19 protein-coding genes and 1 pseudogene are annotated in these 22130 nt (G+C 67.6%); 10 read left to right on the top strand and 10 right to left on the bottom strand.

Annotated features, from left to right (window positions below):
* Positions 1 to 146: 146 nt before the first annotated feature.
* The 4 genes from NDI79_RS15270 to NDI79_RS15255 all read right to left on the bottom strand — a co-directional run bounded on the left by NDI79_RS15270 (position 147) and on the right by NDI79_RS15255 (position 4188).
* Complete coding sequence (locus tag NDI79_RS15270; protein WP_310929444.1) at positions 147 to 608, bottom strand: MaoC family dehydratase; 462 nt, start codon at positions 606 to 608, stop codon at positions 147 to 149.
* A 133-nt stretch (positions 609 to 741) separates the two neighbouring features.
* On the bottom strand, positions 742 to 2412 hold the full coding sequence (locus NDI79_RS15265) for an acetate--CoA ligase (RefSeq protein WP_310929443.1): 1671 nt from the start codon (positions 2410 to 2412) through the stop codon (positions 742 to 744).
* Between the two features lie 59 nt (positions 2413 to 2471).
* Complete coding sequence (locus NDI79_RS15260; RefSeq protein ID WP_310929442.1) at positions 2472 to 3305, bottom strand: CoA-transferase subunit beta; 834 nt, start codon at positions 3303 to 3305, stop codon at positions 2472 to 2474.
* Entirely contained in the window at positions 3295 to 4188 is an 894-nt protein-coding gene (locus NDI79_RS15255; protein WP_310929441.1) for a CoA transferase subunit A, read from the bottom strand. Before NDI79_RS15255 ends, NDI79_RS15260 begins: the two co-directional genes overlap by 11 nt.
* A gap of 214 nt (positions 4189 to 4402) precedes the next feature.
* Here NDI79_RS15255 and NDI79_RS15250 point away from each other — a divergent pair, with 214 nt between their 5' ends.
* The 3 genes from NDI79_RS15250 (at position 4403) to NDI79_RS15240 (ending at position 7671) form a co-directional block, all read left to right on the top strand.
* Positions 4403 to 5692, top strand: coding sequence for an ABC transporter substrate-binding protein (locus NDI79_RS15250; RefSeq protein WP_310929440.1), 1290 nt, complete (start codon positions 4403 to 4405; stop codon positions 5690 to 5692).
* 87 nt (positions 5693 to 5779) lie between these two features.
* Entirely contained in the window at positions 5780 to 6640 is an 861-nt protein-coding gene (locus NDI79_RS15245; RefSeq protein ID WP_310929439.1) for a branched-chain amino acid ABC transporter permease, read from the top strand.
* Positions 6637 to 7671 (top strand): branched-chain amino acid ABC transporter permease, encoded by a 1035-nt coding sequence (locus tag NDI79_RS15240; RefSeq protein ID WP_310929438.1) that lies wholly within the window; start codon positions 6637 to 6639, stop codon positions 7669 to 7671. Before NDI79_RS15245 ends, NDI79_RS15240 begins: the two co-directional genes overlap by 4 nt.
* Before the next feature lie 117 nt (positions 7672 to 7788).
* Here NDI79_RS15240 and NDI79_RS15235 read toward each other — a convergent pair whose 3' ends face one another.
* The 3 genes from NDI79_RS15235 to NDI79_RS15225 all read right to left on the bottom strand — a co-directional run bounded on the left by NDI79_RS15235 (position 7789) and on the right by NDI79_RS15225 (position 10403).
* Entirely contained in the window at positions 7789 to 8481 is a 693-nt protein-coding gene (locus tag NDI79_RS15235; RefSeq protein WP_310929436.1) for an ABC transporter ATP-binding protein, read from the bottom strand.
* On the bottom strand, positions 8478 to 9203 hold the full coding sequence (locus NDI79_RS15230) for an ABC transporter ATP-binding protein (RefSeq protein ID WP_310929435.1): 726 nt from the start codon (positions 9201 to 9203) through the stop codon (positions 8478 to 8480). Before NDI79_RS15230 ends, NDI79_RS15235 begins: the two co-directional genes overlap by 4 nt.
* 87 nt (positions 9204 to 9290) lie before the next feature.
* A complete protein-coding gene (locus NDI79_RS15225) occupies positions 9291 to 10403 on the bottom strand; it encodes an NAD(P)-dependent alcohol dehydrogenase (RefSeq protein ID WP_310929434.1) in 1113 nt (370 codons plus the stop codon).
* A 158-nt stretch (positions 10404 to 10561) separates the two neighbouring features.
* On the opposite strand from NDI79_RS15225, the gene NDI79_RS15220 reads away from it, so the two are divergent.
* The 4 genes from NDI79_RS15220 to NDI79_RS15205 all read left to right on the top strand — a co-directional run bounded on the left by NDI79_RS15220 (position 10562) and on the right by NDI79_RS15205 (position 14907).
* Complete coding sequence (locus NDI79_RS15220) at positions 10562 to 11737, top strand: thiolase domain-containing protein (protein ID WP_310929433.1); 1176 nt, start codon at positions 10562 to 10564, stop codon at positions 11735 to 11737.
* A complete protein-coding gene (locus NDI79_RS15215) occupies positions 11734 to 13155 on the top strand; it encodes a zinc ribbon domain-containing protein (protein ID WP_310929431.1) in 1422 nt (473 codons plus the stop codon). The genes NDI79_RS15220 and NDI79_RS15215 overlap by 4 nt, the downstream gene beginning before the upstream one ends.
* A gap of 70 nt (positions 13156 to 13225) precedes the next feature.
* Entirely contained in the window at positions 13226 to 14113 is an 888-nt protein-coding gene (locus NDI79_RS15210) for a 3-hydroxyacyl-CoA dehydrogenase family protein (protein ID WP_310929429.1), read from the top strand.
* Positions 14110 to 14907: an enoyl-CoA hydratase/isomerase family protein gene (locus tag NDI79_RS15205; protein WP_310929427.1), complete on the top strand. Its 798-nt coding sequence runs from the start codon at positions 14110 to 14112 to the stop codon at positions 14905 to 14907. Before NDI79_RS15210 ends, NDI79_RS15205 begins: the two co-directional genes overlap by 4 nt.
* Positions 14908 to 14929: 22 nt before the next feature.
* On the opposite strand, the gene NDI79_RS15200 is transcribed toward NDI79_RS15205, so the two are convergent.
* Positions 14930 to 15694: an enoyl-CoA hydratase/isomerase family protein gene (locus tag NDI79_RS15200; protein WP_310929426.1), complete on the bottom strand. Its 765-nt coding sequence runs from the start codon at positions 15692 to 15694 to the stop codon at positions 14930 to 14932.
* A gap of 69 nt (positions 15695 to 15763) precedes the next feature.
* Positions 15764 to 17215 (bottom strand): aldehyde dehydrogenase family protein, encoded by a 1452-nt coding sequence (locus NDI79_RS15195; RefSeq protein ID WP_310929425.1) that lies wholly within the window; start codon positions 17213 to 17215, stop codon positions 15764 to 15766.
* Positions 17216 to 17835: 620 nt separating this feature from the next.
* On the opposite strand from NDI79_RS15195, the gene NDI79_RS15190 reads away from it, so the two are divergent.
* Entirely contained in the window at positions 17836 to 19188 is a 1353-nt protein-coding gene (locus NDI79_RS15190) for a methyl-accepting chemotaxis protein (RefSeq protein ID WP_310929424.1), read from the top strand.
* 248 nt (positions 19189 to 19436) lie between these two features.
* On the opposite strand, the pseudogene NDI79_RS15185 reads toward NDI79_RS15190, so the two are convergent.
* A pseudogene (locus NDI79_RS15185) lies at positions 19437 to 19571 on the bottom strand (hypothetical protein); the annotation flags it as partial.
* Between the two features lie 339 nt (positions 19572 to 19910).
* On the opposite strand from NDI79_RS15185, the gene NDI79_RS15180 reads away from it, so the two are divergent.
* Both NDI79_RS15180 and NDI79_RS15175 read left to right on the top strand, forming a co-directional pair.
* Entirely contained in the window at positions 19911 to 21374 is a 1464-nt protein-coding gene (locus NDI79_RS15180; RefSeq protein ID WP_310929423.1) for a sodium-dependent transporter, read from the top strand.
* Position 21375: 1 nt separating this feature from the next.
* A complete protein-coding gene (locus NDI79_RS15175) occupies positions 21376 to 21699 on the top strand; it encodes a DUF8026 family protein (protein WP_310929422.1) in 324 nt (107 codons plus the stop codon).
* Positions 21700 to 22130: the final 431 nt, after the last annotated feature.

Genomic DNA, 22130 nt, shown 5'->3' with positions numbered 1-22130 from the left:
ACCGCATAAATGTTCGCACAGAATTGGGAAAACGGACAGCGAAACGCCGACTCGTTCGAGTTTACACCTCTGTGAACGGATCGGGTGAACAGCTACCGGTTCGGAAAGTAATTCACCGGATACCTGAACGAACCGCGGCTACCGACTCACTGACGGGCCTCGCTGTCCGGTTCTCGCAGGAAGATGTTCGTCGCGCGCCAGTAGACGACTTCGTCGCCGTCGCCGTTCGTCCCTTCGACCTCCGATTCGACGTAGCCGCGGTCGTCCCGACTGGTCGATTCGGTCTTCCCGAGGATGCGCGCCTCGACGCCGACAGTGTCGCCCGGGTACACCGGGTTCCGCCACCGGAGTTCGTCGGGGCCGAACGACCCCAGCGTCGCCGTCTCCGCGAGGAAGCCGTCCACGAGGAGTCGCATGCAGGAACTCGCGGTGTGCCACCCGCTGGCGATGAGTCCGCCGTACATCGTCTCCGCCGCGGCGTCCGGGTCGACGTGGATGGGTTGGGGGTCGTACCGCTCGGCGAACGACAGGAGTTCCGTCCGGTCGGCGGTGTACGAACCGAGGTCGTGCGTTTCGTCGACGTCGATGTCCTCGTAGTAGCGTGTCACGAGCGGTACGTCTCACGTTCGAGGGATAAACGCTCGCGTCTCGAACGGTAGGGGTGGCGACGGCGGTAGCGGAGGAATTGAGCGGAGCGACGGATACGGACGGCGTCGGCGGTTCGAGTGGCGTTCCGGTCGGTCAGTTCTGTTCTCGTTCGCGGAGTTTGATACGCTGGATCTTCCCGGTCTCCGTGCGCGGGAGGTTCTCGACGAACTGGACGGCGCGCGGGTACTTGTACGGTGCGAGCGTGTTCTTCACGTGGGTCTGGAACTGCTCGACGAGTTCGTCGTTCGGTTCGTGGCCCTCCTCGAGGACGACGAACGCCTTGACTATCTGCCCGCGTTCCTCGTGCGGCGCGCCGATGACGGCCACCTCGGAGACGGCCTCTAACTCCTGAAGGACGTTCTCCACCTCCGGACCGGGGATGTTGTACCCCGAGGAGACGATGAGGTCGTCGTGCCGCGATTTGTACTCCAGGCGGCCGTCCGTCCGGTGGACGTAGATGTCGCCGGGGAGGCTCCACCCGTCGACGACGGCCTCCTCCTGTTTGTCCTGTCGACCCCAGTAGGCGATACCGGTCGGTCCGCGCACGGCCAGCAGTCCCGCCTCGCCGCGCGGCAACTCCTCCTCCGTGTCGGGGTCGATGACCTTGCACTCGTAGCCGGGGACGGGGAATCCGGTCGCCGTGGGGTCCACGTCGTCGGTGTGCCGATGGCTGATGAAGATGTGCAGCATCTCGGTCGTCCCGATGCCGTCGAGGATGGTGACGCCGAACTCCTCTTCGAAGGCGTCGAACGTGCTCGGCGCCAGCGGTTCGCCCGCGCTCATGCCAGCGCGGAGCGACGAGAGGTCGTACTCGTCGGCCGCGTTCGGGTGCGCCGACAGGATCTGATTGAACGCCGTCGGTACCGTACAGAGGACCGTGATGCCGTGGTCTTCGACCGCCTGCAGGAGGTCCGCCGGTTTCGCGTCCTCGACGAGGCTCGTCGTCGCGCCGAACCGGAGGGGGAAGGTGACGAGGTCGCCGTAGCCGTAGGCGAACGGGAGCGGCGGGTTGCCGCCGAACACGTCCTCGCGGCTGGGTTCGAGACAGTAGCGAGCGTACGTGTCCGCGGTCGCCAGCACCTGCCGGTGGGTGTGGATGGCCCCCTTCGGTTCGCCCGTGGTTCCGCTCGTGTACAGCATCAGCGCGAGGTCGTCCCGGTCGGTCTCGTAGGCGTCGAGTTCGTCGTCGCCGCCCTCCAGCAGTTCGTCGTAGTCGCGGTGGTCGTGGTCGACGCCCGCGCCGCGGTCGGCGACGACCACCTCTTCGAGCGTCTCCAACTCGGGCATCGCCTTGTCGACCTCGTCGAGTAGGTCGTCGTACACCACGCAGTGGGTCGCGCCGGCGTCGTTGATTATCTTCTTCAGTTCGGCCGCTCGGAGGAGTTTCATCGACGGGAGCGCGACGGCGCCTATCTTCTGTGCGGCCAGACAGGCGACGACGGCCTCCGGGCGGTTCGGGAAGCGGACGAGGACGCGACTGCCGGGTTCGACGCCGATGTCGGAGAGCGCGTTCCCGAACCGGTTCACCCGCGACTGCAGGTCCGCGTACGAGATAGCGCCCTTCTCGAAGCTGATGTCGGGGTTGTCGTCGTACCCGGTGAACCGGATGGCCGGGTCGCCCCCGCGTCCGTCCTCGACGTGCCTGTCGACCAGTTCGCTGACGACGTTCACCGTCTCCGGGTAGTGCGCTTCGGGGACCGCGTGAATCAGTTCCGGCCCCGTACCCGAGTCTGGAAGCTTCTCCGCTGGGACACGTGCTTGCATCTCATGCCGAATTGCGTGAGCGGGGGATATAGTAGTTCCTACTGATTCTTCGTACTATATCAGTCGGCTGTCCAGAATCCGTCGGGGTCGAACCCGCGGACGAGCGAGAGCACCTCGTCGGTGGGTTCGGCCGTCTCGCCGACCGGGTCGCCCGTCACGTCCTCGCGCGTCCGCAGGTCCCACGGGAAGTCCGCGGCGACGGCGTCGGCGTCCTCGCCGGGGTGGACCGTCCGCAAGTAGAGTTCGCCGCCGTCGTCGAACCCGAACGTCGCCTTCGAGGTGACGAGCGCCGAGGGACCGCCGCCCGGCACCGACTCCTCCGCGCGCCAGTCGCCGCCCTCGCCGTGGCCGGGGCTGGTGACGTACTCGACGCGTTCGACGAACCGGCGCGGTTCGTGCGCCATGAGGATGACCGTTCGGTCCGACATGCAGGCGATGTCGCAGGCGCCGCCGCTGCCCGGTAGGCGAATCTCCCTGTCGCCGGCGTGGACCCGCGTCGTGTTGAGGTTGCCGTAGCGGTCTATCTCGGCGCCGCCGAGGAATCCCACGTCGATGTCGCCGCGGGCGAGTCGCCCCATCACGTCGAGCATCCCCGTCGTCGAGACGGCCCGGTCGAGGTTCGGCAGGTCGCACATCGTGTGGAGGAAGCCGTCCGCGGGGTCGTCGCGGACGACGCCGCTCTCGAACACCGACATCGCGTTCGGCGCGTGAGTGCTGACCGCCACCTGGAAGGCGATGAGGGGGAGGCGCATCCCGACGAACGCCACGTCGCCGTCCTCTATCTCGCGGGCCGCCGCGCTCACCATCATCTCGCGGGCGGTGTAGCCGTCGGCGCCGTCCGCCCCGTTCGTTCCGTTCGCCCCGTCCGCCCCCGCTCCGTTCTCACTGGCCATAGGTCACCTCCGCGGCCGTCGTCGGTTCCTGCACGGAGAGGTCGCGCTCCACCTTCTCGCGGTACTCCTCTCGACCGTCGACGCCGTACACCCACTCGTCGGCCCACGCGCCGAAGCCGTCGGCGTCGCGGGTCGCGTCGGCGTACTCGAGGAAGTACTCGTTGTCGCGGTTGTACCGCCCCGCGACCGGCGAGGGGTGCGCGCCGAACGGCGCCTCGACGACGGCGTCGACCTGTTCGCGGGTGATTCTCGTCCGACTGGGGTCGCTCTTGATGACGTCGAGGTCGACCACCTCCTCGGCCGTGACGAGGACGTGCTCGGCGGCCCGGACGGCCTCGTACGTGACGCCGGTGTTGCCCCAGAGGTGCGCGTCCCCGGTCGGCGCGGCGCGTTGGACGTGGACGAACGCCCAGTCGGGGGCGATGGCGGGCACCTGTACGACGCGTTCGCCCTCGAAGGGGTCCTCCGCGATTCGGAACTGCGGCTCCTCGGCGATGTCGCTGCCGAGGAGCGACCGGGTCGGCAGGTAGGGGACGCCCAGCGCCGCCGCGTGCAGCGAGAGGGCGACGGAGAAGTTCGAGTGGTTCTCCACCGAGAGGTCGCCCGCCTCGACGGCCCGCCGGAAGTTGTAGCCGCTCCCGGCGCTGACGTTTCCGGTCCACGCCGCCCGGACGCGGGAGACCAACCCGGCGCCCACGAGTTGGTCGAACAGCACGTCGCTGATGGGGCCGACGAGCGTCAGGTCGTCCGTGCCCTGCCTCGCGAGTTCGTGACCGGCCGCGAACGGGATGGCGTGCTCCAACGCCAACCCGGCGGCGACGGTGCTGCCCGGTTCGATGCGACCGACGGCCTCGGCCATGCTCGTCGTCTTGTCCGCTGGCATACGGGAGACACTCCCGGCGGCGGTGATAAATCCACGCCTCGCTGCCCCCGACTGCCGAGTCCGTGACTCGCGGGTCGTCGGACGCTGAACGCGTCACGCGGGCCGTGAGGCGCGGATCGGCGGTGTCGAAACGCGGCGCCGCCGTTTCCTTCTAATGTTCACAGATGAGAATACACTACAAAGCTATTTATACTCCTGAACAATTGTGACACTCATGGTTGACCGAAGACGATTTCGACGGCGAAGCTTCCTGAAAGCGGGCGGTGTCGCGGGCGTCGGGCTTCTCGCCGGATGCGCGGGCGCCGGGTCCGGGTCCGACGGCGAGTCCGAAACCGGCGCGGGCGGCGGCAACGACGGCGGAACGAGCCAGAGCGGGGACGGCGGCTCCGGCGGGAGTTCCGGCGATTCCATCGTCATCGGGTCGCTTCAGCCGCTCTCGGGGTCGTTCACCCCGTGGGGGAACGCCCACCGCGCCGGGTTGGCGTTCGCCGTCCAAGAGGTGAACGACGACGGCGGCGTCCTCGGCGGCCGACCGCTCGAAATCGTGGAGGCGGATACGAAGAGCGACGCCGGACAGGCCGACTCCATCTTCCGGCGCTTCGTCGAGCAGGAGAACGCGGTGGCGACGACGGGTCCCGTCTCTTCGGACGTCGGTATCCGCACCGCTCGCACCGCGCAGGAACTCGAAGTGCCGATGCTCCTGCACATGTCGGGGACGAACCAGGCCATCACGCCCGACACGACGTACACGTTCCGCGTCGGCCTCCTCCCGGCGGCCACGACGATGCAGGCGCAGGCGAACCTCGTCGCCGACGCGGGCTACTCGAAGGTCGGCGCCATCATCGGCGACTACGCGTGGGGTCGCTCCGTCGAGGCGGGCATCCAAGAGCACTTCGACGTGGACGTGAACGTGCAGGCCGCGCCGGTCGGTGCGAGCGACTTCAAGTCGTTCATCCGCAAGTACCCGCAGGACCTCGAGATGATGGTGGCGACGGGCCACCCGCCGGGCTCTCTCACCATCGCCAGCCAACTGAACGAACTCGGCTACTCGCCGGAGGTCATCACGGGTCCGAGCTTCCCGCCGGGCGTCATCGCCGGCGCCCTCGGAGAGTTGGCCTTCGAGGGCGGGTTCACCCACGTCCACAACACGGACGTCTACAGCGACGAGTTCGCGGAGGTCGCCCAGCGGTTCGGCGAGGCGCGCGGCGAGCAGTTCGACACGCACAGCGCCTACGGCTACGTCTCCGGGAAGATGCTGGCGCAGGCCATCGAGGACGCCGGCTCCGCCGACTCGACGGCCATCGCCGACGCCATCCGCAGCATCCAGTTCGACACGCTGTTCGCCAACCCCATCGAGTACACGGAGAACGGCGAACTGAAGAATCAGGTGCAGATATACAGCCAGCTGACGTCGGAGGCGCCGTCGTACTACCCGGACGGGAACTTCGGCTTCGAAGAGCAGTTCCGAACCGAGGCGCTGCCCGCACTCCCCGCAGACCAGTGACCTCGCCTCTCACGCGGGATGCCGTCGACGCACCGCTCGGCTTCCTCCGCGGAGCCGACCGTCCGCTCGACGCCGCAGGTGACTCTCATGGTGACGGTTAGCACGCTCCTCGGCGTCGCGGTCGACGGCCTCGCCTTCGGCGTGTTCCTCGCGTTGCTCGGCGTCGGCATCACACTCGTCTTCGGGCTGGGAGAGGTGCTCAACCTCGCCATCGGCACGTTCGCCGTGATGGCGGTGCTCGTGGCGACGGTGGTCGTCGAGAGCGGGATGGGTCTCGTCGTCGCGGCGGTGGTCGCGTTGGTCGCCGTCGCGGCGTTCGGACTGGTCGTCGACCGGACCATCCTCTCCCTGGTCTACCGCTCGGAGGGCGAAGAGCGCATCCTCCTCGGCATCTTCACGACGCTCGGACTGACGGTGTTCTTAGACGGCGTCCTCATCAACTACTTCCCGTCGCGGTACACGCTTCCGCTGAACGTCGGCACCGTCTCGGTCGGCGGCGCGACGCTCACCGGCGGGTCGCTCGTCATCCTCGTCGTCGGCGCCGTCGTCCTCGCCGTCCTGTTCGGGTTCCTCCGCGGAACCTTCCTCGGGAAGGCCACTCGCACGGTGTTCCAAGACGAGACCGGCGCGCGGCTCGTCGGCGTCAACCCGCGGCGCATCCGGACGCTCATCTTCGTCCTCTCGGCGGCCGTCGCCGGCCTCGGCGGTCTGGTGTTCGCGGCCGGGTCGGCCGTCGCCGTCTCGAACGGGTTCCAGTTCACGACGTTCGCGCTCATCATCTCCATCGTGGGCGGCGTCAGGAGCCTCGTCGGCGCCGTCACCGCCGGCGTCCTCCTCGGCCTCGTCAACCAGTTCGCCAACTTCTTCGTGGGGTCGTACATCGCCACCATCATCCTGTTCGTGACGGCCATCGTCGTGCTCCTCGCGCGACCGGAGGCGATATCATGAGCGCTCGACCGTCGCTCGGAGCGGAGGCGCGCAACGTCGCCGTCGTGGCGGCGCTGTTCGCCGTCGCTCCCCTCGCGGTGCTCGGCAGCAGTTACTACGAGAGCGTGCTCGCGCACCTGCTCCTCATCGCGCTGTTCGCCGTCGCGTTGAACATCGTCTTCGGCCACACCGACCAACTGTTCCTGTTCGTCGGCGGACTGGCCGGCGTCGGCGCGTACGGGACGGCGCTTCTAGCTGATGCGCTGTCCGTCTCGGCGTGGGTGACGCTCCCCGTCGCGGCGCTCGTCTGCGGCCTCATCGGCCTCCTCGTCAGCTACGTCTCCGCCAAGCGGAAGTTCACTGTCGTGCTCATCTCCATCCTCACGCTGAACCTCCAACTCGTGTTCAGCGAGGTGTTCGTCGGCGCCCGCGACCTCACCGGCGGGTCGACCGGCTTCCCCTACGAGTACTTCGAACTCGGCGTCGTCGCAGAGGCCATCGGCGTCGAGGAGAAACTCGTCCTCTACTACCTCGTGCTGCTCCTCCTCGTGGCGACGCTCGGCGTCTACCTCAGGCTGGTGCACTCGAAGTACGGCGTCGCCTTCGACGCCATCCGCGAGGACGAAATCGCCGCCGAATCCATCGGCATCGACGTGGTTCGCTACAAGACCATCGCGGGGTTCGTCGCCGCGTTCCTCATCGGCCTCACCGGGGCGTTCTTCGCCCGGGAGTCCGGTTACATCCTCCCCGGCGGGTTCACGTTCCTCGCCGTCGACGTCGTCGTCCTCATCGTCCTCGTCGTCGGCGGTCTGCGGACCACGCTCGGCCCCATCGTCGGCGCCGTCATCGTCGTCGGCATCGAGGAGTTCCTGAGTTCCGCACAGAGCCTCCAGTCGTGGCAGTCGGCCATCTTCGGTGCGCTCCTCATCGTGCTGTTCCTCTACTTCCGGCGGGGGGTGGTGCGCTCGGTCCGGGACGCCCTCGACGACGCCGGCCTCACCGGCGACCGGGAGGGCGGCGGGACCGACGCCGAGGCCGACGGGGGTAGATAGCGGTCCGGCGCTGCCTCCCTCCGTTCGCTTCGTCCCTCTCTTTCCCTTCTCTCCGTCCGGTCGTTACCTTCGACAGCGCGAGAAATACGGGTAAGAACCGACTCGCCGACCGACGACCTACAGATACGCTTCCTTCACGTGCTCGGACTCCAACAGCGCCGGGCCGGTGTCCTCCGTGACGAACTCGCCGTTCTCCAGGAGGTAGGCGCGGTCGGCCAGTCGGAGCGCCTTGTGGACGTGCTGTTCGACGAGCAGCACGGTCACCTCCTCGCTTATCTCGTCTATCTTCTCGAACACCCGATTCGTTATCTGCGGGGCGAGTCCCTCGGAGGGTTCGTCGAGGGCCAGAATCTTCGGCCTGGCCATCAGCCCGCGGCCGATGGCGAGCATCTGCTGTTGGCCCCCGCTCATCGACTCGGCGCGCTGGTCCTCGCGCTCTTCGAGGATGGGGAAGAGCTCGAACACCTCCTGCATCGTCTCGTCGAGGGTGTCGCGGCGGGTGTACGCGCCCATCTCCAGGTTCTCTCGGACGGTCATGTCGCCGAAGAGGTTCCGCTCCTCGGAGACGTGGACGAACCCGCGCTCGACGACTTCCGAGGGGTCGAGCGTCGCCACGTCCGCGCCCCACGCGGTCACGGTGCCGCTGTCGACGGGGTGGAGTCCCGACATGACGCGCAGGAGCGTCGACTTCCCGGCGCCGTTCGGCCCGACGATGGAGACGACGCGGTCCTCCTCGGAGACGTGAAACGAGAGGTCCCACAGCACCTGGATGGAGCCGTAGGAGACGTCTATCCCCTCGACGTCTATCATGCCTCGTCCCCCAGGTAGGCCTCGACGACCGACTCGTCGTTGCGTATCTCCTCGGGCGTCCCCTCGGCCAGTTTCCGGCCGCTGTTCAACACGATGACGCGGTCGGCGACGCTCATCACGGCGTCCATGATGTGTTCGATCCAGAAGACGGAGATGTCTCGGTCGTCCCGGAGACGGCGAATCGTGTCGGTGAGGTCGTCTATCTCGCCCGGCGTGAGCCCGCTCGCTATCTCGTCCAACAGGAGGAGCCGGGGGCGGGACGCCAGCGCCCGCGCCAGTTCGAGCTGTTTCTTCTGCGCGATGGGGAGGTTGCCCGTCGACAGGTCGGCCTTGTCGGCGAGGCCGATGAACGTCAGCGCGTCGCGAGCGCGCTCTTCGGCCTCCTCGCGGGAGAGGTCCTCGTCGGTGCCGAACAGCGCGCCCGTCAGCACGTTTTCGAGGACGGTCATCTCGTCGAACACGCGGACGATCTGAAACGTCCGAACGAGGCCTCTCCGGGCGATGTCGTGCGTCTCCAGGGCGACGATATCGGTGCCGTCGAACTCGACGCCGCTCCCGTCCTCCGGCGTGAGGACGCCGGTGATGCTGTTGAACAGAGTGGTCTTGCCGGCGCCGTTCGGCCCGATGAGCCCCACTATCTCGCCCTCGCCTATCTCGAACGTCACGTCGTCGACGGCGACCAACCCGCCGAACTCCTTCCGGAGGTCCGATACTGCTAACATAGTTCGTTAACGACTGTCCACTGTTATAACGTTTTCTCGTGCGCGCGTCGTGGAGGATTTGGGGTGCGGCCGGAGTCGGAGATGCCCTCAGGCGTCGCTCATCCGGAGGACGGGCTTGATGGTATCGCCGCTCTCGGAGTCCTCGACGGCCCGTTCGATGTCCTCGAAGTCGTAGTAGGTGACCAACTCGTCGAACGGGAACTTTCCTTGTCGATACAGTTCGACGAGGTCCGGGATGAACTGCTGGGGGTCGGAGTCGCCCTCCACGATGCCGGTGATGCTGCGGCCGCCGAGGATGAGGTTGTTCACGTCGTAGCTGGCCTCCGTCCCGAGTGCCGGCGCGCCGATGATACCGAGCGTTCCCCGCTGTGCGAGCGTCTCCGTCGCCTGCTCTGCGACGGCGGGGACGCCCGTCGTCTCGAGGGCGTAGTCGACGCCGCCGTCGCTCGCCTCCCGCACCGCCTCGACGACGTCGTCCACCTCCTCGGGATTCACCGTCGCCGTCGCGCCGAGTTCCGACGCCTTCTCGAGTCGGTTCGGTTTGAGGTCGACCGACAGTATCTCGGTGCAACCCTTGATACCGGCGGCCATGACGGCCGAGAGGCCGACGGAACCGGCGCCGAAGACGGCGATGGACGACCCGGCCTGCGGGTCCAGGGTGTTGATGACGCCGCCCGCGCCCGTCTGGATACCGCAGCCGAGCGGTCCGAGCAGTTCCAGCGGTACGTCCTCGTCGACGGGAACGACGTTCCGTTCGGTCGCTATCGAGTGCGTCGCGAACGACGACTGGCCGAAGAAGCGACCGCTGACTCGCTCGCCGTCCTGCGAGATGGGGGACGTCTCGTCGTGCGGCCGAGAGCCGCCGAAGTTGTGCGCGAAGAACTCCGAACAGTACGCGGGATGCCCGTCCCGGCAACTCGGACAGGTCGTGTCGTAGTCGAAGCTCATGACGACGTGGTCGCCCGGTTCGACCCGCGTCACGTCCGCGCCGACTTTCTCGACGACGCCCGACCCCTCGTGGCCGAGCACCGCCGGCAGCGGCGTCGGATACATCTGGTCGCGGACGATCATATCCGTGTGACAGACGCCCGCCCCGACGACGCGGACGAGCACCTCGTCGGCCTGGGGTTCCTCGAGGCTCACTTCCTCTATTTCGAACGCGCCGCCCTCCTCGTGCGTGACCGCGGCCTGTATGTTCATCGGTAGTCAACCACACGATTGATGCGAGAGAATACACCTATAGCTTCCGGTGAGCCGTCCGGCGAACTGGGACGCGTCGGAGGCCGGGACGCAGTTCTCGCGGGGTGCGGCCGGCGTCCCACATCCTTTTCTATGGAGGACTCGAGGGACGAGTAACGATGAGTGAGGCGTACATCGTCGGGGCCGGACAGTCGCCGTTCGGGTCCTTTCCGGAGGAGACGTACCGTTCGCTGTTCGACACCGCGTTCGACCGGACGCTTTCGAGCGTCGACGGCGGCGTCGACGCCGAGGACATCGAGGAGGCGTTCCTCGGAACGCTCGGCGTCGGCGGCCGACAGATCGGACTGAGCGGACCGGCCGTCACCGAACACGTGGGACTGCACGGCATCCCGACGACGCGCGTCGAGAACGCCTGCGCGTCGAGCGGGTACGCGCTCAGGAACGCGGTGGCGACGGTCCGCGCGGGGATGGCGGACCTCGTCCTCGCCGGCGGCTACGAGGTGATGACCGACACGAGTTCGGACAACACGAAGTGGTGGCTCGGCGTCAGCGGCGAGACGGAGTGGGAGCGTCTCTCGGGGACGACGTTCGCGGGCGTCTACGCGCAGATGGCGTCGGCCCACATGGACGAACACGGCACGACGGTCGAGGACCTCTCGCGCGTCGCCGTGAAGAACCACGCCAACGGCGCGAAGAACCCCGACGCGCACCTCGGCTTCGAGTGTTCGCTCGAAGACGCGGTGAACGCGCCGGAGGTGGCCGACCCCCTCAACCTCTATCACTGCTGTCCGACGACCGACGGCGCGAGCGCGGTGCTCGTCGCCAGCGAGGAGGCCGCGTTCGACCTGACGGACGACCCGATTCGCGTCGCGGGCGTCGGCGCCGCCAGCGGGCGCGTCGGCCTGTTCCAGCGACCCTCGCTCACCTCCATCCCGGCCACGCGGACGGCCGCGGAGCGAGCCTACGAGATGGCGGGCGTCGGCCCCGACGACCTCGACTTCGCGGAGGTGCACGACTGCTTCGCCATCGCGGAACTGCTCGCGTACGAGGACCTCGGTTTCTGCGAACCCGGCGAGGCCGGGCAACTGCTCCGCGAGGGACGGACGGACCCGGACGGCGAGTTGCCCGTGAACACCTCGGGCGGCCTGAAGTCGAAAGGCCACCCCATCGGCGCGACCGGAACGGGCCAGGTCGTCGAGGCGTTCAAGCAACTCCGCGGGAAGGCGTCGGTGCAGACGAACGACCCCGTTCGGGGGCTGACCCACAACGTCGGCGGGTCGGGCGGCGGCGTCACCGTCCACGTGTTCGAGCGGAGTTCGGAGGTGGAGTCGTGAGCGACCGCGGCATCGCGGCGGCGGGCGTCTACGTCCCGCGCGGCCGCGTGAGCGCCGACGAGGTGGCCGAGGCGTGGGGGACGTTCGACGGCCGGGGAATCGAGTCGACGGCCGTCCCGGCGGGCGACGAGGACGCGGTGACGATGGCCGTCGCCGCCGCGCGGCGCGCTCTCGACGACGCCGGCGCGGACCCCGCGTCCGTCGACGCCGTCGCCCTCGCCACGACCACGCCGCCGCTGGCCGAGGAGGAACTCGTCCCCCGACTCGTCCGCGCGCTCGGACTTCCCCGAGAGACGCGCGCGTGGCACCACGGCCAGAGCGCCGCCGCCGGCGCGGACGCCCTGGAGACGGCGCTGAACGCCGAGGGAACCGTCCTGGCCGTCGCCGCGGACGCGCCCAGCGGCGACCTCGCGGGCGACGACCACGCTCTCGGCGCGGGCGCCGCGGCGTTCCTCGTCGCCGACGACGCTCCGGTCTCGTTCGACGGCGTCGCCGCGGCGACGGACGAGTCGCCGGGCGTCCGCTTCCGCGAGGCCGACAGCGACGAGGTGACGTCGCTCGACGTCACGGGCTACGAGCGGGCGGCCGTGCGGGAGACGACGCGGAGCGCCATCTCGGGGCTCGACCTCGCCGCCGACGACATCGGGGCCGCGTCGCTCCACCAGCCGAACGGGTCGATGCCGTACCGCATCGCCGGCGAGGGCGTCGTCTCGAACGAGGCCGTCGCCGAGGGCATCGTGGTCGACCGCATCGGCGACGCCGGGGCGGCGACGGTCCCGATAGGCCTGGTCGCCGCCTTGGAGTCCGACACCGACGGGCCCGTCCTCGCAGCGTTCTTCGGAAGCGGCGGGAGCGCCGTCGCGTTCGCCTTCTCCGGGCGACTCGACGGCGACGAGGCTGCGGCGGTCGACGGCGGCGAGGCGGTGAGCTACGTCGCCTCGCTCAGAAAGCGGGGCCGCGTCGTCGACGGCGACGTGGCGGGCGGCGGCGCGAACGTCTCGCTGCCGACGTGGCGGCGGACGCTCGACAGTAGATACGCGCTGACGGCGGGTCGGTGCCCGGCGTGCGGCGCGCTGTCGTTCCCCGGCGAGGGGGCGTGCGACGACTGCTTCGAGCGGGTCGACTTCGAGCGGGCGCCGCTCTCTTCCGAAGGGACCGTCGCGGCGCGGACCGTCATCGGGCAGGGCGGCGCGCCGCCGGAGTTCGTCGAACTCCAAGAGCGCGAGGGGGCGTACGGCGCCGTCCTCGTCCGCGTCGACGCCGCCGACGGGGACGGGTCGGCGCTCATGCCGGCGCAGTTGACCGACTGCGACCCGGAGTCGGTCGCCGTGGGCGACGCGGTCCGGCGGACGGTCCGGCGCATCTACGTGCAGGAGGGCGTCCCGCGGTACGGCGCGAAGTTCGCGCCGGTCGAGTAACCGGGGCGATTCCTTCGGGAGCAGCCGAGGAGTAGGGTTTTTTACCGCTGTCCGACCGTATCGAGAGACGATGAACGTGTGCGTACTCGGTGCCGGGACCATGGGTCACGGCATCGCGCAGGTGACGGCGACGGCGGGACACGACGTGCGCCTTCGGGACGTCGAACGGGAGTTCGTCGACGACGGACTCGACGCGATCCGCTCGAACCTCGACGGCGGCGTCGAACGGGAGAAACTGACGGCCGAGGAGGCCGACGCGGCGTTCGACCGCATCGAGGGCTACACCGACCTCGGCGAGGCGGTGTCGGGCGCGGCCCTCGTGATAGAGGCCGTCCCCGAGGATATGGACATCAAACAGGAGACGTTCGAGGACGTAGAGGCGCACGTCTCGGAGGAGACGGTCATCGCCTCGAACACGTCGTCGCTGTCGGTCACGGAGGTGGCGAGCGTTCTCTCGGACCCCTCGCGGGCGGTCGGACTGCACTTCTTCAACCCGGTCCACATCATGGGGCTCGTGGAGATAGTCGTCGCCGAACAGACCGACGAGACGACGAGCGAGTTCGCCCGCGAGTTCGTCGCCGACATCGACAAGACGGCCGTCGAGGTGACAGATTCGCCCGGGTTCGCCTCCTCCCGACTGGGCGTCGCGCTCGGATGCGAGGCGATGCGGATGGTCGAGACGGGCGTGGCGTCGGTCGAAGACATCGACGCGGCGATGGAACTCGGCTACCGGCATCCGATGGGGCCGCTCGAACTGACGGACGTGGTCGGACTCGACGTCCGCCTCGACATCCTGGAGTATCTCCGCGAGGAACTCGGAGAGCGGTTCCGCCCGCCGCAGGTGCTCAAGCGGAAGGTGCGCGCGGGCAACCTCGGGAAGAAGAGCGGCGAGGGGTTCTACGTGTGGGAGGACGGCGAGGCGGTCCGGCCCGCCGACGGCGAGGGAGGCGAGCCATGACGGCGCCGCACGCCGACGACTGCGAGTTCGTCCGCGCCTCAGTCGACGGTCACGTCGTCACCGTCACCATCGACAGACCCGACGCGCGGAACGCGCTGAACGCGCAGGTCCGCACAGAACTGAAGCGAGTGGTCGAGCGCATCGCCGATAGCGACGCCCGCGTCGTCGTCCTCACCGGGTCCGACGAGGCGAAGGCGTTCGTCGCCGGCGCGGACGTCTCCGAACTCCGAGAGCGCGACACGTTCGAACAGCGCGAAGCGAGCCGTCGCCCCCGCGTGTACGAGGCCGTCGCGGACCTCCCCCAACCGGTCGTCGCCCGCCTCAACGGGCACGCCCTCGGCGGCGGGTGCGAACTCGCCCTCGCCTGTGACATCCGAATCGCCCACGAGCGTGCGAAACTCGGTCAGCCCGAGATAAACCTGGGGCTCATCCCCGGTGGCGGCGGCACCCAACGACTGCCGCGCCTCGTCGGCGAGGGGCAGGCGATGCGCCTGATTCTGACCGGCGAACTCGTCGACGCCCACGAGGCGGCCGACATCGGCCTCGTCGACGTCGTCTGTTCGGACGAGGAGTTCGACGGGCGCGTGAACGAACTCGCCGCTTCCATCGCCGACAAATCGCCGCTCGCGCTCGAACTCGGGAAGGAGGCTGTCAAGGCGAGCAGTCGCCTCGGCATGGACGAGGGCCTCGACTACGAGGCGAACCTGTTCGTCCAACTGTTCGCCTCCGAGGACAAAGACGAGGGCATCGACGCGTTCTTCGAGGACCGCGACCCCGAGTGGCGCGGGCGGTAGGCCGTCGACCCGACTCCCTGCTTCACTCGAACTCGGGCCGTCGGTTCTCCAAGAAGGCGTTCACCCCCTCCTCGTGCGCGTCGGTGTCGTAGGCGAGCGTCTGCGCCTGCGCCTCGCGTTCGAGGCCGTCGCGCCACGGCCGGCCGAGGTTCGCGTGGATGACCTCCTTCGCCAACCCGATGCTCTCGGTCGGGCGCTTCGCGAGCGTTTCGACCGTCTCGCCGACGGCGGCGTCGAGTTCGTCGGCGGGGACGACGCCGTTGAGCAGACCGAGTTCCGCGGCTTCGTCGGCCGATATCAGTTTTCCCGTAAAAGCGAGTTCCTTCGCCGCGCGGAGGCCGACGAGTCGGGAGAGCGTCACCGTTCCTCCCAAATCCGGCACGAGGCCGACGTTGACGAAGGAGGCGGCGAACCGGGCGTCTTCGGCCGCGTAGGCGAAGTCGCAGGCGGCGACGAGCGACAGTCCCGCGCCGGTGGCGTCGCCGTTCACGCGCGCGACGACGGGCACCGGCGCGGTGAGGAGGGCTTCGGCCACGCGCCCCAGCGTCTCCCGGACGCGCTCGTAGGCCTCGTGGGCCGTCTCGTCGCGCTCGGCCATCGCTTCGATGTCGCCGCCGGCGCAGAACGCGTCGCCGGCCCCCGTCAGAACCGCCGCGTCGTGCGTCTCCGGTTCCAGTTCCTCGACGGCCGCGGCGAGTTCGCGGGCGGCATCCGCGGTGAGCGCGTTCTTTACCTCCGGCTGGTCGAACGTGAGACGGCGCACGCCGTCCGTGTCTTCGATTCGCATGGCGTCGGGTACGGGGAGACGGTACAAAACGTTGGTCGGAGCGCGGCCGGTCTGGACCGAGGCCGCCCGCTATTCGAGTTTGACGTTGACGTTCTTCGTCTGCGTGTACTCGCCGACGGCTTCGAGGCCCTGCTCGCGGCCGTGGCCGCTCTCCTTCGTTCCGCCGAACGGCGTCTGCGGGAACGTCACGGGGTACTCGTTGACGCTGACCATCCCGTAGTCGAGTAGGTCCGCGACGCGGTGGGCGCGCGAGAGGTCGTTCGTCCAGATACCCGACAGCAGGCCGTACGGGGAGTCGTTGGCTATCTCCAGGGCTTCCTCCTCGTCGGAGAACTCGATGACGACGAGGACGGGGCCGAATATCTCCTCGCGGGCGACGGCCATATCGTTCGTCACGTCGGTGAGGACGGTCGGTTCGACGAAGTAGCCCGTTTCCTTGTCCTCGGGGACGCCGCCGCCGCAGGCGACCGTGGCGCCCTCCTCCTTCCCCGTCTCGATGTAGTCGAGCACCGTCTCTCGCTGGTCCGCGCTGACCATCGGACCCATGCGGCCGTCGTCGTCGATACCGGACCCGAGCGGCGTCGACTCCGCGCCCTGCACGACGCGTTCGACCACCCCGTCGGCGATATCCTCGTGGACGAGCAGTCGCGACCCGGCCCAGCACATCTGCCCGGCGTTCATGAAGATGCCGTAGTGGACGCCCTTGGCGGCGGCGTCGAGGTCCGCGTCGGGGAAGACGAGTTGCGGGCCCTTCCCGCCGAGTTCGAGCGTCACGCCCGTCACGTTCTGCGCCGCGTCGGCCATGACGCCCTTGCCTATCTCGGTGCTTCCGGTAAAGGCGATGTGCGCTACGTCGGGGTGCTGGGCGAGCGTCGCGCCCGCGCCCGACCCCGACCCGGGGAGGACGTTCACGACGCCGTCGGGGAGGCCGGCCTCTTCGGCGGCCACCGCGTAGTACAGCGCCGACAGCGGCGTCTCGCTCGACGGCTTCATCACGGCGGTGTTGCCGCACGCGAGGGCCGGCGCGAGGGAGCGACCGGCGAGTTGGAACGGGTAGTTCCACGGGACGATGTGTCCCGTCACGCCCAGCGGTTCCCGCGTGGTGTAGTTCAGGCGCTCGCCGGGCACGGGGTTGTGCTCGCCGGTCAGTTTGTCGGTCCATCCGGCGAAGTACCGGAACGTATCGATGACCATCTGCACCTCGATGCCCGCCTCGAACGGCGTCTTGCCGTTGTCGTGGGACTCGACGAGCGATATCTCGTCTTTGCGCTCCTCGATGGCGTCGGCCATCCGCCGCAGGGCCGCCCCCCGGTCGCCGGGGTCCATCTCGCGCCACTCGCTCCCCCGCGCCGCCGCGCGTGAGGCGGCGTCGACGGCGCGGTTGACGTCCTCGGCGTCCGCCGTCGCCACGGTGGCGTACTCCGTCTCGGTCGCCGGGTCGACCGTTCGAATCGTCTCGCCGGACGCCGCGTCAGTCCACTGTCCGTCTACGTACAACTGTGTGGGGCCGCTGTACTCCATTCGGTATACTCCACGAGGTCCGAATTATTAATAATTCGTGTTCCGCGCAGACCGCTCGCGTTCTCCAACCCGAGGAACCGGATTTCGCTCCCGAGGATTCAACGTTTACAACTTCGTATACGACAGACGGCTATCTCCCCGTCGCATCTTCCTCCGGTCTCGATCGCTCGCGGAGTGACTTCGACCGATTTCACCTTCTTCCAACCGCCGCGGCGTCCGACGACCGACGCCGAACGTTAACTACAAATAGTGAAGATATAGGTTGATGCGAGTTGTATACACATCTGTATTCAACTCTTTCTGCCCCTCTGCGTTACAGTTTTAGAGGTGTTACGAAATCGAACGGCGTCCGAGGAGCTTCTCTGTCGATATCACACACCGGAACGAGACTCGCCACACACGTTCGATATACTACACTTTGTTGGCGTGAAAGGTATCTCGGCATCAAATCACAGAAAACCGACGAAAGAGCTTAGAAAACGCGTATTTCTGCGGAACAATCCGAATTCGTGATTCGGGCTCGCGGCTGACGGCTCGTCCCCGGTACTCCATCCGACCGACATATTCAGGAGTGATAATCGAAACCGTACATTCATTAGGGATTCGTTCGCTCGGAGCGTATGAGCAAGACGGCACCGCGGGACGAGCGCCCGACCGGGTCCGACGCGCTGTACGCGCCGCCGGCCGGCGCGACGGAAGTCGAGCGACTCCGCCACGAGCGTGACTTCTGGCGACACCAGTTCGACCAACTCGTCGACCGCTTTCCCGAACCCGCCATGGTCGTCGACGGTCGCGGCGACCTCACCCACTGGAACGACCCGATGGCCGAACTCATCGGCCGGTCGGCGGCGGACGTCGTCGGCGAACCTTCCGGCGAGGTCATCGGCACCGACGGCGTCGAGGAGATTCTGGCCGAGACGGTCGTTCGGACCGGCCAAGTCATCCGCGAGGACGAGGTCCGCTCCGGCACCGACGCCGACGGCGCGCCGTGGCACGTCCGGGCCGCGGGCCAACCGCTGACCGCGACCGACGGCGCCGTCGTCGGCGCCTTCGAGTTCGTCAGCCGCGTGACGGCGCTGGTCGAACAGCGCGAGGAGGTCGAACGGGTCGGGCGGCGGATCGAAGAGGAGGTCGAAGGCAGCGTCGAGGAACTGCTCTCGACCTCTCGCCGCGTGGCCGACCGAAGCAGGGAGATAGACGCCGCGGCCGACGAGCAGGCCGACCACCTAGGGGCGGTTCAGGCCGAGGTCGAGTCGCTCAGCGCGACGGTCGAGGAGATAGCCTCCAGCGCCGAGGAGGTCAGCCGCCGGGTCCAGACCGCCGGCGACCGCGCCGAGGCGTCCGAGGACGCCGCCGAAGAGGTGTTGGACCTGATGCGCGAGGTGGCCGCGGCGAGTCGCGCGATGAGCGAGGACCACGAGGAACTCCGGTCGTGGGTGGACGACATCGACTCCATCGTCGACGTCATCGACTCCATCGTCGGTCAGATCAACCTGCTCGCGCTGAACGCCTCCATCGAGGCCGCCCGCGCCGACGTCGAGGGGAACGGCTTCGCCGTCGTCGCCGACGAGATAAAACGCCTCGCCGACCGGTCGAAGACGGAGGTCAAAGACGTGGAGACGGTCGTCGCCCGCGTCACGGAGAACACCACCGAGACGACGGAGAGCGTCGCGGAGACGACGGACCGCGTCGAACGGGCGGTCGACCGCGTCGAGTCGCTGAGCGACAACCAGAGCGAAATCAGAGAGACCGTCCAGGTGACTTCCACGAGCGTCGACGAGATAGCCCGAGCGACCGACGAGCAGGCCGGCAGCGCGGAAGAGGTGGTGAGCATGCTCAACGCGACGGTCGACGGCGTCGACGTCGTCGCCGACGAGGTGCGGGCGCTCGCCGGCGACAACGAGGAGCTTTCGACCCGAGTCGTGAACGTCCGGGACGCGGTGCGCGAACTCGGCGCGAGCATCGATAGTTGATACGCTTCGATCCGTCCCGACGCCGAGAGTGAGTCGAATCCCGAACGCTCCGGTTCGACCCGTCTCTGCTACCCGATGCTCGGGCTCCGGGATAGCGAATCTGTGGCCAGCTAAAACGGGGTATCGACACCCTGCTCCGCCATCGGACTGTCGGTCGTCGAACTGCTACCCGTCCGTCGCGGTTTCGCTCGGGCCGAGAACCTCGGTGGCGTTGACCGGTGGATTGTCGACCGCGCTCTGCTCGAACGTCACCGTGACGGTGCCTCGCCCTCGTCGGTCGCGGTGAACGCCTTCGTCGTCCCGGTGGCGTGGCCGACGTCCGCGACGGGGTCGTAGTTCGAGAGCACCTGCTGGCCCTCGACGGAGACGTCGAACTCGCGCTCTCCCGGTTCGCTCGTCTACCGACGTACGAGTCACCGACAAAGGGACGGATGTCGACCTGCTAGCCGGCCTCTACGGGAACTCCCACGTCATGGTTCCGTAGCGCTCGCAGTCGAACACGGCGTCGGGAGTGGAGGAGGCAACCGTGCCGTCCGCACTACGCGTACCTGCAATCGGCCGTAGTCGGGGACAGGGGGTGACGTTCGACGGTCACGGCCCCTCCGGAGATGGGAGGCGTCAGACACGTTATCCACGGGAATAGTGTCCGATATCTGTGAGTTCCCTCCCATGGGAGGGCGCCGATATAACCGGCTCTCTCGAATAGCATGGGTTGAAATATCATGGCAGACTCCGAGGCGAGAACGGCGAGAGAAGAGTGGGGGAGCCGATTCGGCTTCCTTATGGCGATGCTCGGGGCAATGGTGGGTGCCGGGAACATCTGGCGCATGCCGTTCACGACCGGACAGAACGGCGGCGGGGCGTTTCTGGTCGCCTACATTCTCCTGTTGTACGTCATCGCGGTGCCCGGTCTCATGGCCGAAACGATGGTGGGTCGGTACACGAACCACGGCGTCATCGGGGCGTTCAAACGGCTCACCGAGAGCAAGCGCGCGCGGGGACTCGGTATCGTCGTCCTCGTCGTCAACGTGGCGCTGATGTCGTACTACGCGCCGATCATCGGGTGGGCGCTCTACTACGCGGGCCACTCGCTGCTCGCGACGTTCACTCAATCGGGCTTCCGACCGGAGGCGTTCTGGGACGGCTTCATCTCCAATCCGGCGCTGGTCGTCGGGATGCACACGGTGACGATGGCCGGCCTCGCGGGCGTCCTCGTCTTCGGCATCCGTCGCGGCATCGAACGAGTGGTGAAGTGGATGATTCCGCTGCTCGTCTTCGCGCTGGTCGCCGTCGCGGCGCGCGGCGTCACGCTCCCCGGCGGGGCGGAGGGGCTGGCGTTCGTCTTCACACCGGACTGGACGTACCTCACCCGCGGGAGCACCTGGGTCGCGGCGCTCAGTCAGGCGCTGTTCTCGACGGGGCTGGGCTGGGGTATCGCGCTCACGTACGGGAGCTACCTCGGCCGCTACGACGACGTTCCGCTCGGCGGCGGTCTGTTCACCGCCATCGGGAACACCAGCATCGGACTGCTCGCGGTGTTCGCGACGTTCCCCGTCGTCTTCGCGTTCGGACTCGAACCCAGCGCCGGGTCCAACCTGCTTTTCATCTCGCTCGTTCAGGTGTTCCCGGAGCTCCCCGGCGGTGCGCTGTGGGCCGTCGTGTTCTTCGTCTCGTTCTTCTTCGCGACGTTCACCTCCGGTCTCGGCATCACCGAAGTCGGCGTGACGACCGTCTCCGAGGAGACGAGGCTCTCCCGGACCGGAGCGGTGCTCGCGGTCTGCGGAGCCATCTGGCTGTTCGGGCTTCCGAGCGCCTACTCGTCGTCCTTCCTCGGCCAGATGGACTTCATCATCGGGAGCTTCGGACTCCCGCTGGCGACGCTGTCCATCATCGCGCTCGTCGGGTGGAAGCTCGGCCCGGAGCGCGCGCGCGTCATCGACCTCAACCGCAACACCGGCGTCTACATCGGTCAGTGGTGGAGTCCGGTCGTCAAGTACGTCGTCCCCGTCGTGATGGTGTTCATCGTCGGCTACGGCGTCGTCACGAGCATCGGAACGGAGAACCAGACGCTGATGGTCGTCGGCGTCGCGCTCATGGTCGCGCTCGTCGCCGCGAGCACGGCCCTCATGGGCGCTCTCGACGGCGTCGGCGATTCACCGGACCCCGCCTCGAAGGGGGGTGACTGAGATGGCGCTCTCGACCGTCGCCTGGGTGACGATGCTCCTCTCGGTGCTCGTGCTCCCCGGCGTCGCGAGCGTCGTTCTCGTCAGGTCGCTCCGGACCGAAGAGCGGAAGCTCGAACTGCTCAGGGCGCAGGGGAGCGTCGACAGCTACTCCCCGCGCGCGCTGGCCGACCTCCGAGAGTGGATTCGGGCCCACCCGAACGACCCCTACGCGGCCGACGCCCGAGAGCGGTACAACGAGTGCGTCCGGACGCTGCGAGAGGTCGACGAACCCTACTACGACTGGTCCGACGAACAGATTGCGGAACTAGAGACTATCGACCGCTAGAACGCGCGGAAATCTGCGGCTTTTCTCTCCGTAATTTGCCTATAGTCAGATAGCCACTCGATTATATTCGTTGAATAGGTCAAACGGTGGGGCTGGGGCTCGAACAGAGTGTAATACTTACGTATCGAAACTCACATTTTCGCAGACATATTCGCGATTCGATAGAGAAGGGAGACGAGATGAATACCGTTCGTAAATTTCTCCAGACACGTTTCTACGGCGGGTCGATATCGACTCGGGTCCCGTCGAACTGCCGAGACGCCCTCGAATCGGTTCCCTCGCCGCTATCGCCGACGCGAAATCGGAAGGGGATTCGAGAACGCCCCGAGAGACTCATTGACATTACAGAGTTACGTGTGTAACACCGAAGTGTGCGCCCGCGTCGCCCGAACGGACGGATTCGCAGATTGTGAACGCACTCCGGATGCCTC

The organism is Halogeometricum sp. S3BR5-2, from assembly GCF_031624635.1.
Lineage (GTDB): Archaea > Halobacteriota > Halobacteria > Halobacteriales > Haloferacaceae > Halogeometricum > Halogeometricum luteum.
The sequence above is the reverse complement of the archived record's forward strand: the minus strand, read 5'-3'. Positions and strand labels throughout refer to the sequence as shown.

Coding starts and splice junctions, on each gene's coding strand:
- NDI79_RS15265 (WP_310929443.1), bottom strand. CDS start 2,412: ATGCAAGCACGTGTCCCAGCGGAGAAGCTTCCAGACTCGGGTACGGGG.
- NDI79_RS15260 (WP_310929442.1), bottom strand. CDS start 3,305: ATGGCCAGTGAGAACGGAGCGGGGGCGGACGGGGCGAACGGAACGAAC.
- NDI79_RS15255 (WP_310929441.1), bottom strand. CDS start 4,188: ATGCCAGCGGACAAGACGACGAGCATGGCCGAGGCCGTCGGTCGCATC.
- NDI79_RS15250 (WP_310929440.1), top strand. CDS start 4,403: ATGGTTGACCGAAGACGATTTCGACGGCGAAGCTTCCTGAAAGCGGGC.
- NDI79_RS15245 (WP_310929439.1), top strand. CDS start 5,780: ATGGTGACGGTTAGCACGCTCCTCGGCGTCGCGGTCGACGGCCTCGCC.
- NDI79_RS15240 (WP_310929438.1), top strand. CDS start 6,637: ATGAGCGCTCGACCGTCGCTCGGAGCGGAGGCGCGCAACGTCGCCGTC.
- NDI79_RS15235 (WP_310929436.1), bottom strand. CDS start 8,481: ATGATAGACGTCGAGGGGATAGACGTCTCCTACGGCTCCATCCAGGTG.
- NDI79_RS15230 (WP_310929435.1), bottom strand. CDS start 9,203: ATGTTAGCAGTATCGGACCTCCGGAAGGAGTTCGGCGGGTTGGTCGCC.
- NDI79_RS15225 (WP_310929434.1), bottom strand. CDS start 10,403: ATGAACATACAGGCCGCGGTCACGCACGAGGAGGGCGGCGCGTTCGAA.
- NDI79_RS15220 (WP_310929433.1), top strand. CDS start 10,562: ATGAGTGAGGCGTACATCGTCGGGGCCGGACAGTCGCCGTTCGGGTCC.
- NDI79_RS15210 (WP_310929429.1), top strand. CDS start 13,226: ATGAACGTGTGCGTACTCGGTGCCGGGACCATGGGTCACGGCATCGCG.
- NDI79_RS15205 (WP_310929427.1), top strand. CDS start 14,110: ATGACGGCGCCGCACGCCGACGACTGCGAGTTCGTCCGCGCCTCAGTC.
- NDI79_RS15200 (WP_310929426.1), bottom strand. CDS start 15,694: ATGCGAATCGAAGACACGGACGGCGTGCGCCGTCTCACGTTCGACCAG.
- NDI79_RS15195 (WP_310929425.1), bottom strand. CDS start 17,215: ATGGAGTACAGCGGCCCCACACAGTTGTACGTAGACGGACAGTGGACT.
- NDI79_RS15190 (WP_310929424.1), top strand. CDS start 17,836: ATGAGCAAGACGGCACCGCGGGACGAGCGCCCGACCGGGTCCGACGCG.
- NDI79_RS15180 (WP_310929423.1), top strand. CDS start 19,911: ATGGCAGACTCCGAGGCGAGAACGGCGAGAGAAGAGTGGGGGAGCCGA.
- NDI79_RS15175 (WP_310929422.1), top strand. CDS start 21,376: ATGGCGCTCTCGACCGTCGCCTGGGTGACGATGCTCCTCTCGGTGCTC.